This window comes from Streptomyces sp. NPDC001219, assembly GCF_053597915.1.
Window position 1 is genome coordinate 156435 of record NZ_JBSFJF010000002.1, and the last position, 13804, is coordinate 170238.

Below are 13804 nucleotides of genomic sequence, written 5' to 3' on the forward strand. Positions count from 1 at the left end.
GCCGTGCGCGTCCCCGAAGAGGCGGACACCATGCGCCGGTTCGGGGCGATCCTCCTCGACGGGCTGCTGGCCCTGACCGCCGCGTACGTCGCGCTCAGCTCCGCCGCCGACCTGCCCGGCCTGCAGACCTTCTACGCGGTCGCGGGCGCGGGCTTCGGCCTCTCGTTCCTCAACCATGTGGTGCTGACCCGGATCGCGGGCGCGAGCCTGGGCAAGTTCGCGACCCGTACCCGTGTCGTCCTCGAGACGGACGCCAGCCGGCCGCGGGCCCCCCGCCTCTTCCGCCGCTGGCTGGGCGGCTACCTCTTCCTGGTGGTCTGGATCATCGCCGCCTGCTTCAACCTGGAGGACGACCCCGATGACTTCTGCGGGGTCCGGCTGGTCCGCTTCCGTGACCTGAGGGCGGCACTCGGGGCACCCCTCAGCTGAGCTGGGCCGGCGGCGGGCCGCGGCCGTACGCCGGGCACGCCGGGCAGGCACCACCCTGCCGGGAGACCCTCACGGCGCCCCGCCCTCCCCCCCCAACTCACCGCCCTCCCCCGCGTCAAGAACCCGTGAAGAACGGGCCGCCGTCCGCCAAGGGGCCGCCAAGGCCCGCGGCGGCGGCCCGCGCGCCCCGCACGCCGGCCTGGTCCCGCACGGCACGCACGGAGGTACGACGCACGATGCCGCAGGTGTCCCAGCCCGACGGCCGGCCGGAGGTACGACGGCCGGACGGCGCTCTGCCTGGCCGTCCTCGTCCTTCTCACCGCCCTCAACCTGCGCGGCATCGTCGACACGGCGAAGGCCTTCCTCGTGCCCACCGCCGTCTTCGTCGGCGCCATCCTGACGGTGATCGCCGCCGGGCTCCTCCGCTCCGCCCCGGCCGCCACCACCAGCGCCGACGGACACGCCTCCGCCCTCGCCGACAACGCCATCGCGGTGGGCGCCCTGCTGCTGCTCAAGGCGTTCGCGGCCGGCTGCTCGGCGCTGACGGGCGTCGAGGCGGTGGCCAACGCGGTGCCGTCCTTCCGCGCACCGGCGGCCCGGCGCGCCCAGCGCACCGAGGTCGCACTCGGGGTGCTGCTCGGGGTGATGCTGATCGGGCTGTCCGTCCTCATCGGCCGCTTCCACCTCCAGCCGGTCGAAGGCGTCACCGTCCTCGCCCAGCTCGCGGACGCCTCCCTCGGCCACCACGCCGCGTTCTACGTCGTCCAGTTCGCCACCATGGTGCTGCCGGCCCTCGCCGCGAACACCTCCTTCGGCGGCCTGCCCGTCCTGATGGGCCTGCTGGCCCGGGACAACCACCTCCCGCACGTCTTCGGCCTGAAGGCGGACCGCCAGGTGCGCCGGCACGGCGTGCTGGCACTCGCCGCCGTCGCCGCCGCGCTGCTCGTCCTCTCCGGCTGCGACACGAACACCCTCGTCCCGCTGTTCGCCATCGGAGTCTTCGTCGGCTTCACCCTCTGCCAGACCGGGATGGTCCGCCACTGGCGGCGCGAACGCTCCCCCCGCTGGCACGCCAAGGCGCTGCTGAACGGTGCCGGCGCCCTGCTCACCGGCGTCTCGGCGGTCGTCGTCACCGCCACCAAGTTCACCGAGGGCGCCTGGCTGATCGTCGTCGCCCTGCCCCTCCTGGTCCTGGCCTTCGAGGCGGTGCACCGCGCCTACGCCCGGATCGGCGCCCGCCTGGGCCTGGGCCGCCTCCCCGAACCCCCGCGCCGCGCCCGCTCGCTGGTCGTCATCCCCGTGTCGCACCTCTCCCGGCTCACCTGCGAGGCCCTGAACGCGGCGGTGTCCCTCGGCGACGAGGTGGTCGCGGTCACCGTCACCCACGACACCCCCGAGGACCGCCCCGCCACCGAGGCCCTCCGCCGCGACTGGGAACTCTGGGACCCCGGCGTGGACCTCCTCGAACTGCCCTCGCCCACCCGCTCCCTCGGCCGCCCCGTCGCCGCGTACGTCAACGGCCTCGCGACCCGCCGGCCCGGCACCCGCATCACCGTGCTGATACCGGAGGCCGAGCCCGCGCACCTCTGGCAGCGCCTGCTCCAGAACCAGCGCGGCGCGGTCGTCGCACACGCGGTACGCCGGGACACCGACGCCGTGATCTGCCGCCTGCGCTTCCGCCTGACGGCGCCCGTTTCCCCGCCGTAACGGCGCTTTGTCCGTCATGGCATCTACCGTGACGCCATGCACGCCCCCATGGACTACGAGGCCCACTGCGCCGAAATCGTCGACCAGGCCGACCTGCTGACCGCCGTCCTCGACGAGGGCACCTCTCTGGCGGCCGCCGTGCCGTCCTGCCCCGAATGGAACCTCGCCCAGCTGCTCCGGCATCTGGGCGAGGCCCACCGCTGGGTCGCTGAGGTCGTCCGGACCCGGGCGACCGAGCCCCCGCCCGACACCGCACTCCGGGACCTCCCCCGCGAGACCACCCAGACCCCGGCCGCACTCGCCGCCTGGCTCACCGAGGGCGCCCGCCTCCTCGCGGACACGCTCCGCGCCGCGGGCCCCGACGCCCGGATCTGGACCCCGCTCCCCTCCGGCTCCCCGCGCTTCTTCGCCCGCCGCATGGCCCACGAGACGGTCATGCACCGGGCCGACGTCACCCTGACCCTCGGCACGGACTTCACCCTCGACCAGCGGGTCGCCCTCGACTGCCTCGACGAGTGGATGGAACTGGGCTCCCTGCCCGAGATGTTCGACCTCCACCCCGACCGGCGCGCCCTCCTCGGCCCCGGCCGCACCCTCCACTTCCACGCCACGGACACCCCGCCGGAAGCCGCCGCCGACTGGCTCGTCGACCTCACCGGCAACACCCTCACCTGGCACCGCACCCAGAAACCCGCCACCGTCTCCGTCCACGCCCCCCTGACCGACCTGCTGCTCCTCATCTACGGCCGCGCCCCCGCCGACAACGACACCTACGAGATCACCGGCGACGCCGAACTGCTGGAATTCTGGCTGTCCTATGTGCTCTTCGGGTGAGTCGCCCGGCACCGAAGGCGAACCGATCGGGCCATGGCAGCGTGAGTTAGGTTGACCCTCATCCGCGCGTCCAGTACCAGGGAGTCAGAACATGACCGATTCAGACCCGTCGGCCGGCACCCCGGGCCTGCCCCCCACGCCGCCCCCGCTCCCCCCGCAGACCGGCCCGCAGCCCGTCCCGGCGACCGCGGACGAGGCACTGGAGATCGGCCGCCGGCACTTCCCCGAGGTAGGCTCACCGGGCGGCCCCGCCGAACTGTTCGTCCACGAATTCGACATCGGCTACCTGATCCACGCCGGCTGGCCCCTCCCCGAGGACCCCACCGCCCCACCCGCGGAGCCCGGCGGCAGCAACGTCGTCATCGCCAAGTCCGACGGCGAGGTGTCCTTCCTGCCCAACTTCCCCCCGGAGCCGGCCGTGGAGCTCTACCACCGCTTGCGCGACCGGAAAACCTCCTGATCCTCGGCAGTGGGGTACTGGTCGCTGATCCCCGCTGGCCGCCGCGGATGTGAGTTGGCCCTTCCCTGCTTGAGGCCCGCGGTGGCGGTCTGTCACGAGGCAGGCAGCTTGAACCGGCGCTGCTCTCGGCGCGGTTGGCGGTTACAGGGGACCTGGCGAAGGGGCAACCGCGCCCGTTAAGCTTTGGCCAGAATCTTACGGAGTAACCATTGCGAACGCGGGGGACGTTATGGCAGGCGCCGGCGGTTTCCAGACAGACGTGGAAAGCCTCAAGGCCGAGGGGACGAATTTCGTCAAGCTCAGCGACGACTTCGCCTCCTCCGTCGCGCGGATGATGGACCGCCTGCATGAGCTGAACGCCGGGCCCCCCAGCGACGGCAACGAGAAGCCACCGCCGGAGAAGTCGCAGGGCGAGCAGTTCCTGAGTGGTCTGCTGACGTTCAACAGCAAGGACGGCGCTCCGCCGTGGGGCGATGACGAACTCGGCGAGAACTTCGGCGTCGTCTATGAGGGCGTGCGGGACGGCATGAACGAGTCGATGGGCCATCTCGTCGCGAAGCTCAAGGAAATCGGCCGGGCGCTGACGTCGATGTCCAAGAACCACGCGGAGAACGAGGACTTCACCGACTCCCTGATGAAGCACCAGGTCAAGAACGACCGGGCGTGGCAGGACCCGACGGTCGACGGCACGGTCCGCACCTCGATCACGCAAGTCAAGCACTAGGCAACCGGCATCGGCCGGTACCGGGTTTCTGACGTAGCGGCGTGCGTGGGGCACATCCGCTACGCACTTGAATGCACTTTTTTCACGGGGGAGTTCCACCTTGTCGCTGAATCCGCCGGATGCCCTTGAATGGGTTCTGGACATGCTCGGCTTCAACTGGCCGCATGCCGACGAAGACAAGATGATGGAGTGCGCGCAGGCCTGGCGGGACTTCGCGGCGGAGGTCGCGGAACACCAGTCGCGCGGCAACACCTACGCGAGCAATGTGCTCGGTGAGAACTCCGGTGATGCCGTCGAGGGCTTCAACAAGGCCTGGGAGAAGTTCTCGGGCAATTCGGGGTATCTGAACGACGCCGCGCAGGCCGCCGAGGTCATCGCCTCCACCTTTGAGGCAGCGGCCGTGCTGGTCATCGGTATGAAGGTCGCGGTGATCGTCCAGCTGGCGATCCTGGCCGCTGAGATCATCGCAGCGCAGGTGGCGGCGCCGTTCACGCTCGGTCTGTCCGAAATCGGCGGCGCAGCGGCGACGTTGGCGACCCGTGAGGTGGTTCGCAGAATCCTCAAGGAGGTCGCCCAGCAGCTGCTTCAGGCGATCATGGAGGCAGCCAAGGAGCCGGTGATATCCGCGCTCCAAGCCATGGCCTCCGACCTGATCGCCCAGACCGTCAACCAGAACTTCGGCGCCCAGAAGGGCTACGACCTCGGCCGCACCGCCAAGGAAGGCGAAAAGGCCGCCACCGACGCCCTCAAGAACACCGGCGAGACCCTGGGCGAGAGCCTCCGCGACGGCGCCGGCAGCCGTGCCGGCCGTCGCGCCCGCGGCGGCCTGGACAGCGCGGCGGGCCACGGCAGCGAGGACGGCGGCGACTCCTCCGACAGCGGCAGCGACGGCGGCTCCGGCAGCTCTGGCAGCCGGTCGGGGAGCGGCAGCTCGGACAGCGAATCGGGGAGCAGTGGGTCCGATGGCGGCGGGGCAGGCAGGAGCTCCGGGAGTGGAGGGTCGGAGAGCGGGTCCGGCGGCGGCTCCGGCAGCAACTCGGCGTCCAGTTCGAGTGGTGCGTCCGACGGTGGCGGTTCCGGCAGCACGGCCGGTGGCTCCTCCGGCAGCGGCAACCGCGCAGGCTCGGACACCGGCAGCTCCACCAGCCACTCCCCCCGCACCTCCGACAGTGTGAGCGCGGGTACGGGCACGGACGGAGGCAACGGCTCCGGTACGCACTCCGGCTCCGGCGCGGATGCGGGCGCGGGTAACAACCCGGGCCCTGGCGCCCCCTCCGACGGCTCCTCCGCCCGCCCGGACGCGCAGCCTCTCCCTCCGCAGGACCAGCGCTCCCCCTTCGACGAAGGCTACGCAGGCGGCAACGACAACCCGTACGGGACTTCCCCCACTCCCGACTCCGGCCCCACCCCGGACGGCGCCCCCACCCCCGACTCGGACACCTCCCGCCCCGCCCCCGACTCGATCAGCACCCAGCCGGCCCCCGACAACACCCCCGACGGGGCCCGCCCGGACGCGGACAACATCAGCACCCAGCCCGAACAGGACACAACCCCGGACGCCGTACGCCCCGCCCCCGCCCCCGCCCCGGACCACGTCACCACTCAGCCCGCCCCGGACAACTCCCCCGACGGTGCACGCCCCGCCCCGGCCGCGGACACCACCCCGGACTCCGCCCGCCCGGACACACCCCAGGCAAGCGGTCCTTCCCCCGACGCCGCCCAGCCGGCTCCAGCCCCGTCCCCGGCTCCGACCCCGGACCCCGTGGTCGGCAACCCGCCCTCCTCCGGCGACAGCTCCACCGGCTCCCCCGACGGCTACAGCAACAACAACAGCAGCACGGACAACGGAGACAACTCAACCACCGGCAGTGGCGGCCGCCCCTCGATGCCGCACGCCGGCTCCCCTCCCCAAGGCGCCCCCGTACAGCACTCTCCCTCGTCCGGCCAGCCCATCCAGCAGCGTGATCCCGCCCCCGGCGACCCCATGCCCATGGTGGACGACGCCGACGACACCACCGTCACCACCCAGTCCGCGGGCACCGCCACGATGCCCCCACCCACCGCCGACACCGGCACGCCCACTACCCCCACCCCGCCCCAACAGGCCACACAGCCCCACACCCCCCAGGCCAACGGCCCGATGATGACGGGCGCCATCCCACCCCAGCCCGGCCCCACAGCCACAGCGCCTCGCAGCACCACCCCGTCCAGCAGCGCAAACAGCAACGGGAACGGCAACACTTCCGCCCGCCCCAACCGCCGCCCCGACGGTTCCCAGGCCATCCAGGACCACACCCAGCAGCCCACCTCGGACCGCCCCGCCTACAACCCGCGCCTCGACGGCCCCCGCCGCGAAGAAACGTCACGGCCCGACAATCCACGCCTGGGCGGCCCCCGCCGCGACAACCCCACCACACCCCCCGGCGACAACCGCCGCCCCGACGTCTCCCAGACCGTCCACGACCACACCCAGCAGCCCACCCCCACCCATTCGGATCGGGCTCGGGCCGACGCATCCCAACAGCCCCACGCTCCCAGCACGCCGCACCAGAACCAACAGCAGCAGACGACGCAGCAGCAACAACCACACCATCAAGCTCAGCCCACGCTCCAAAGCAACACGCCCACCCAGCAGCAGCAATCCCCTCAGCAGCACCAGCTGCAAACCCACCAACAGCACCCTGCACCGCACCAACAGCAGACTTCTGTCCAGCAGCCCGAGTCGCAGCACCAGAACCTGAGCCAGCACCAGCCCACCCCGGAACAACAGGCCTCGGTGGCACAGCCCCCGAACCTGCGGAGCCACACCGACGTACGGATCGGTCTCAACGTCCAGCCGAACGGCTTGTATTCGCCGTTTCCACACGATCAGCAGGCGTTGGAGGCGAGCTTCCCGCGGAACCCGGACGGCACTCCACGGGCGTTCAACGACCCGTTCCAGCCCTGGGCCCAGCTGCAGAATGACGGTGGTCCCGCCGTCCTCGGCCGCTCCAACAACTGCGCCGACTGCACCCGCTCCTTCATGGAGTCCTGGTACGGCAACCCGCAGGTGTCCGCGGTGCGCACCTATGACCCGGACGGCAAGGGCGGCGTCGACCGCGCATCCGGGGAGCGCGACGGCACCCGGAACATCGAGGAGTACACGGGCGCCACATTCCGTAATTCCGGGCCGAACTCCCAAGACGGCTACAACCGAATAGCCGATGACCTCCGCGCGGCGGGGCCCGGCGCAGCCGCAGCGGTTCTGGTCACCTGGCCCGACCATCCCGACGGCAGCTCCGGCGGTGCGCACGTCTTCAACGCGGTGAACCACAACGGCACTGTCGTCTGGGTCGACAGCCAGACCGGCAAGGTCAGCGATCAGCCCATCAACACCCAGGCCAAGGGGGTCTGGCACCTCGTCCTGGACGCCAACCGCCAGCCGTTCGACCCTGACACGGCCCCGTCCCAGGCCCAGCAGCACCAGCAGCAGGCGCAAGCCCAGGCACAACAACAAGCACAGGCGCAAGCCCAGCAGCCGGGCCCACACGCCCAACAGCAGCAGCCCGGCCCGTACACCCAGCAGCCGAACCCGTACAGCCAGCAACCCCAAATTCCCAACCCGTATCAGCAGCAACCTCAGCCGCAGTCCCCGTACACCTCACAACACCCTCCCCACCCGGCAGCGGCGCCCAGCACGGCGGCCGGCGCCTCACCCGGCCCGTCTTCCGCACCTCCCACGCGCACCGAGCCGGACGCGCACGGCACCACGCCGCACAACGACACGGACCGGCGTGAACCTGCCCCGAGGGCAGCGGCCTCCCGGCCACTCGGCAGTCCGGGTGCTCCTCGTCACCCGGGTGCCGCTGACGGGAACCCGAACCCTTACGACAGCGACACACCACACGATCAGGCCACCAGCGACTCGTTCGCGGATCATCCCGAGGGGCAGAGCGACACAGCCCTCTCCGAGGAGTCTCCCGAGGGCTACTACGACGGCTACTACGCCCCGAGCTTTGACGAGCTCCGCAACGATCTCCTGGAAGGGCCCGGAGGACTCGTCCCACCCGATCCGCACGACCAGCAGGCGCTCGAGGACGCGATGCCGCGAGACGAGGACGGTTACTTCGAGCGGTTCCCCGACCCGTACGGCGCCTGGGCGGATCTCCAGAACGACGGCGGCCTCACCGAACCGGGCCGTGACGACAACTGTGCCGATTGCGGCCGGTCGTTCCTGGAAACCTGGTACGGAAATCCGCAGGTATCCGCGCCGCGGATGGAGGACGGCGACTACGGCGAGAGGGACGGCGAGGGCAATATCGAGCGATGGCTCGGTGCAGAATTCCAGGACGCGGGTGAGGGCCCGGATGCCTACCAGAACGTCGCCGAGGGACTTCGCCAAGCCGGCCACGGCGCCGCGGCCGTCATTTGGGTCGGCTACCTCAAAGACGACGGTAGTCCCGACACGTCGCACATCTTCAACGCGGTCAACTACCACGGGACCGTCGTGTGGGTCGACACCCAGTCACGAGAGGTGATGAGCCGCCCGATCAACACCTCGTACCTGGGCCCGGTCCTGCACATCACTCTGGATGCCGACGCTCAGCCGGTCCACGCCCCGAGCATGCCCGAAGCCGAGGGGTATCCGCCGGACGACGGCGCGTCCTACTCCGCCCCCGGGGGCCAACGAGACCAGGGCAACACTTCGGAGGATTCCGGCGAGAGTGCTGCGTTGGCTGAGCACCCATCCGCGGAATCGGACCCGGACCCCGAACCGGCGCACTCCGCCACCGGCACGCGTCCCCGGACGGACCCCGGCGGAATCCTCGACCCCGACCCGGCGCAACAGCACGATCTTGAGAACAGCGTTCCCCGGACCCCGGACGGCCTCCCCCAGCCCCACCCGGACCCGAACGAGGGGAACTGGACCAGCTTCATCAACCAGCCCGGCGCGGACACTCCGGGCCGCAGCAACAACTGCGTCGACGTGGCCCTGTCCACAGCGGACACCTACGCCGGCACCCCCACTGCTGCGGGCGCTCGCACGCCTGATGCCATTTCCGGCGGCGTGACGTCCGACCGTGGTGAAGCGGCCGGCCGGGATCGCATGGAGAACGCACTCGGCTCTCACTTCACCGACTTCGGTAACGGCCCGCGGGCTTTCGACGGTATCGAGCGCACCCTCCGCGATGCCGATCACGGCTCTCAGGCCGTGATCGTGACCCAAGGGGCCGACGGCCGTGCGCATGCCTGGAACGTCGTCAACCACAACGACAGAATGACCTACATCGACGCCCAAACGGGGCGCCGCGGTGACACGCCACTCCACAGTGGCGATCACGGCGTCTTCGCCGTGCCGCTCGACGCCAGCCGGCGCCCCCTCGACCCCACCCTCCCGGCGTCGTCGGGGGCCGGCCCGACCACCGCCCCCAACCACCGGCAGCAGAACGCCAGTACCCGCCATGCGGTACCCACCACACCATCCGCCGGCAGCCGCCGTCCGGCCGCCAGTCCGGGCGGGACCCCGGCCGGCGGCCCGGCCGGGACCCCAGCCGGACTCACCCCGCACCCTGACGACTCGCATCCCCGACTGGAACGCGAAGGCCCCCAACACCTCCGCAGCGGCCTGCCCGCAGATGCGGCACAACAACGGGTGCGCGTCACCAACCCGGTATTCCGCCTGGTCCCCGGAGCCGTCGACCAGCAGTTGAGCGACTGGGCCAAGGGCGGTCAACTCGCCCATGTCCTCCGCGTGGCCACGGGGCAGGACTCGGACTCGCACGCCGCGTCACACAAGCCGACGACGTTCACCACCGACGGCCTCAACAAGGCTCTCCCGGGATTCGCGGATCTGAACCGCGGCGAGAAGATGATGGTCATCTCGACACTGGCTCGCCTGAGCCACACGGCTCATGAGCAGTACGGCGTGAACGGGAACCCCATCAACACCGGGAAAGACTCCGAAGGCGCCCTCAAACACAAGGAAATCGGCGTCAAGGCCAAAAAGCTCATGGAGAAGCTGGGATTCCAGCATCTCGCCGGTGTCGGGCACATCCCCGATCTGAGCAATCGTAACTACGCGGTCATCGAACTGGACGGCCCGAACGGCACCGAGTACGTGGTGGACTCCTCATACCCCAATAAAAAGGGAGTTGGCGGAAAACATTCCGAACGCCACCTCTATGACTGGATCGTTGAGGTCAACCAGGCGAGTGGCCCTCACTACAAGATATCCGCCCTGTACACCGAGCGGGAGCCGTGTGGCGAGAAGAAGGGCGGCCTGAGCAGCTCCAACTGCTCGGATCTGTTGGGCAAGGAACTGGCTGGCACCCCCATCTACTACAGCACGACATACCGGGCCGATCAGATTCAGGAGACCAACAGAAGCAACCGCAGAGAGGCCCTGTATGCCGCCCGGCGCGCAAAGCTCGGCCTGGAACCGAGCCAGGCTCTCCCCGAAGAGGTGAAGAAGAAAATTAACTCCCAGGTAAGGCGCGAGTTCCCGAAGACCGACGCCGAAAAAGAGCGCGACAGGGAAATGAATGATCACGTCAAGAAGGTAGAATCTCTGTGGTCCGCCATAGCACATCAACTGTAGAGTTCACGGGAACGATAGACCCGTCCCACGAAAGTCCATGATGACGCCCGATATCCCGCACCCTGATCCCGTGCCGCCCGACCAGGCCGTGACCGCTCTTCTCGACTGGTGGAGGCACGGCACTCAGCGCGTGGCGGAGGTGACCGGCCCGCCGGCCTGCGGCCGCACGCAGGTGCTGACGGAGGTCGCTGCCGCGGTGCCCGGGGCGGTATCCGTGGATGCCACCGATCTGACCGCCGAGGAGATCATCGACCGCATCCTGGCTTCAGCCGGTGTTGAACTGCCCTTGGAGCGGCGTGCCGGATGGGCCGACGCCTTGGCGGAATCCGCGGTGCGCGAGGGCCTCGTCATCCTCACCAACGTCCAGCGCGCGGGCCGCACCCGCCGGTCTCCACAGCCCGGCCGGATCGTCCGGCACCTGGCCTCCGATGTGGCCGTGGGGGCGCGCACGAAGGTCCTCGTCGAAAGGGCCCAGCCCGACGACAGGTTGGCGCACGACCGCCTGGTCGTCACGCTCACCGCACCGCCGTCCGGGTCCACCGCGCCCGCCCCTCTGCCGGACAGCCGGGGCGCGGACGTCGGTGTGGGCGTCGGTGTGGACGTGATGGAGAGCACGGCACTACGCGCCCTCGCCCTGGCGGAAGTCCGGCGCACGCCCCTCGCCGTATGGGAGGAGCTGACGCGAGCTCTCGGCACGTACGAGGGGCAGGAAGCCGACACGGCAGGCATGTGGGAGGGATGGGCGCACCTCCTCACCCTCGCCGATGACGGCACGGTCTCTTTCCGCGACGAGCGGGTCGCCGAGGCACTCCGCAGCGCCGTCCCGGCCGACGCACGCACAGCGGTGAACCGCCGGATCGTCGAGTGGTTGAGGAACTGGGCAGCCGGACGGCTCGCCCCACAGGGCTGGGCATCGACGAACCCCATCGGCCAGTACGCGGCCCATGGACTGGCGATGCACGCCGTCCAAGCCGGCGAGTTCGACGAGGTGCAGCGGGACGGGCGGCTGGTGGCCCACCTCGATCAGGTGGCCCTCATCGACGCCGCGCACAGCCACGATCCGGATGGGATCGACGCGAACTCTCCCGCCGCCGATGCCACCAACCTCTGGCTGAGCGGCGTCGATTCCCTCCCGCCGGACGAATGGGCCTCGTGGCTGCACCTCATGAGTACCGTCCGCGGCGATGCGGAGACCGTTGCCGCGATCGAGCACTCAGGCGTAGCACTGCCCTGGCGGGTGCGCTGGGCACACTGGCGGCCGCCGGGCGGGGTGGGCGCCTCGTACGTGCAGCCTGGGCCGCTCACACAGCTGGCGATTGTCCCGGATGGTGCATGGCCGGACCGGACTGCCGTAACGGCCAGGGGGCTGTGGGATGAACGGTTCCGGGTCTGGGATGCGGAATCGGGCGAGTTGCTCGCCGGCCCCTGGAGCAACGAGGTACCCACAGCCGGGCAGAAGGAGCCGCTCTGGCATCCGAACAAGGACAGCGCGGTCACGCCCGATTGGGCCGATCTACTCGAATATGTGGAGGAGCCGGCCTTCCTCACCGGACAGCTCCCCCTCGGTAACGTTTCCGTGGTGGCCGGATCGGGCGGAGTCTTCGCCGTTGAGCCGGTGGCGCCCGACGCCTTCCCAGGCCTCCACCCGGTACACGGCGAGCCCATGTTCGAGGACTCGGGATATCTCTGCACCGTCAGCAGACAGGCCCCGAGGAACAGCGGGCCCTTCTGGGGCGAACTCTTCGAGCCGCAGGCCGTACGCCGCCGCACCGCTGCATCGCTCCCCGATGGCCTGACGGACACAGAGGCTCGCGATGTCCTCCAGAAGGCGGGGCTTCCCGCATTCGAAGGCGCGGCAATGGGCCTGCTCTTGCTCGACGAGGAGCCCGCACTCACCCCCCTGGGCACGAGCGACGATGACGTTTCGGCCTGGGAGCCTCCGGGGCCCTACTTCCGGATCGGCCTGTGGAGGGGACAGGACATTGCCGTCCACGGCTCCAGCGGCCAGGTCCACCTACTGCCGGACGACCTTACCGAGGAGGACGAAGGGACCGTTCTGATCGCCGGCGGCCTCCGCACCTTCATCGAATTGCTCCGGACCTATCTCACGGGCCGGTGCATGCTCGCGATGGCTGCTGGCCGGGTCGAGCTCGAGGCGATCAGAGAAGACCTGGAGATCACGTTGTCGAGCATCGATGAGCCCGGCACGGATTCGGGTGTCTGGAGCGTTGACCTTGAAGAGGACTACTGATCAGGACGATGAGGTAACCACATGACGCCATCCCGCCCCCCAGGCCCCGGACACCCCGACCGGCCGGTGCCGACCAGCGCCGAGGAAGCCGTTGAGATTGCCCGCACGCAGTACGCGCCCGTTTGGCCGGACGGCACTCCCGCCCCGCTCAAGGTGAGCGAGTTCGACATCGGTTACGTCGTCTACGCCGAACTCCCTCCCCATCCGAGGACCACCCCGACAGGAGAACGCAACCGTCCCAGGAGTCCCGGAGGTTCCTGCGTCGTGGTCACCAAAGACACCGGCGAGATCTGCCGCGTCCCGCACCGGCCGCTCCCCGACTCGATCGCCCTTTTCCGCAAGTTCTACCGGCCGGAGACGCTCTAGATGCATCTGTCAGTAGGCTCTTTCCGGCAGTGCTTCGACGCGACCCGGCACGCGATCTCAGCGGAGACAGCCGTCGCCCTCCACCGGCAACAGCGTCAGTCCCCCGCATAGGAAGCACGGCATCATGGCACCGAGCGATCCCAGCAATGGCAGCAATGGCAGCGATTCACCGGCGCCACGGAATGCCGTTCCGAAGACCGCCGACGAGGCGCTGACAGCGGCCCGAGCCCACTTTCGCCCCCGCTGTCACGACGGCACCCCCGCACCCGTACACGTCCGGGAATTCGATAGCGGGTACCTCATCTACGCCACATACCCGCCCACCGAGCCCCGTTCGTTCGGCGGCAGCCACCTCGTCATCTCCAAAACCGACGGCGCACTGACCTTCGTGCCCAACTTCCCCCCGGATTCGGCGATCGCCCACTACCGCGAGCGCCGCCACAGCCCTTGAGGCAT

8 protein-coding genes and 1 pseudogene are annotated in these 13804 nt (G+C 69.9%); all 9 read left to right on the plus strand.

What is annotated here, in order from left to right; genetic code table 11:
• Positions 1-30: 30 nt before the first annotated feature.
• The 9 genes and pseudogenes from ACWC9R_RS02205 to ACWC9R_RS02245 all read left to right on the plus strand — a co-directional run bounded on the left by ACWC9R_RS02205 (position 31) and on the right by ACWC9R_RS02245 (position 13799).
• Positions 31-429, plus strand: a complete 399-nt coding sequence (locus ACWC9R_RS02205; RefSeq protein ID WP_450728153.1) for an RDD family protein — start codon at positions 31-33, stop codon at positions 427-429.
• A gap of 273 nt (positions 430-702) precedes the next feature.
• Positions 703-2136, plus strand: a pseudogene (locus tag ACWC9R_RS02210) (amino acid permease); the annotation flags it as partial.
• A 36-nt stretch (positions 2137-2172) separates the two neighbouring features.
• Entirely contained in the window at positions 2173-2970 is a 798-nt protein-coding gene (locus ACWC9R_RS02215) for a maleylpyruvate isomerase family mycothiol-dependent enzyme (protein ID WP_450728155.1), read from the plus strand.
• A gap of 91 nt (positions 2971-3061) precedes the next feature.
• Positions 3062-3430, plus strand: a complete 369-nt coding sequence (locus ACWC9R_RS02220) for a hypothetical protein (protein WP_450728157.1) — start codon at positions 3062-3064, stop codon at positions 3428-3430.
• Between the two features lie 259 nt (positions 3431-3689).
• Complete coding sequence (locus ACWC9R_RS02225; protein WP_362606394.1) at positions 3690-4154, plus strand: hypothetical protein; 465 nt, start codon at positions 3690-3692, stop codon at positions 4152-4154.
• A gap of 100 nt (positions 4155-4254) precedes the next feature.
• A complete protein-coding gene (locus tag ACWC9R_RS02230) occupies positions 4255-10731 on the plus strand; it encodes a toxin glutamine deamidase domain-containing protein (RefSeq protein ID WP_450728159.1) in 6477 nt (2158 codons plus the stop codon).
• A gap of 70 nt (positions 10732-10801) precedes the next feature.
• On the plus strand, positions 10802-12982 hold the full coding sequence (locus tag ACWC9R_RS02235) for an SUKH-4 family immunity protein (RefSeq protein ID WP_450728161.1): 2181 nt from the start codon (positions 10802-10804) through the stop codon (positions 12980-12982).
• Between the two features lie 21 nt (positions 12983-13003).
• Positions 13004-13348 carry a hypothetical protein gene (locus ACWC9R_RS02240; protein ID WP_450728163.1) on the plus strand — a complete coding sequence of 115 codons (345 nt, stop codon included), beginning with the start codon at positions 13004-13006 and terminating at the stop codon, positions 13346-13348.
• A gap of 124 nt (positions 13349-13472) precedes the next feature.
• Complete coding sequence (locus tag ACWC9R_RS02245; RefSeq protein WP_450728165.1) at positions 13473-13799, plus strand: hypothetical protein; 327 nt, start codon at positions 13473-13475, stop codon at positions 13797-13799.
• The last annotated feature ends 5 nt before the right edge of the window (positions 13800-13804 follow it).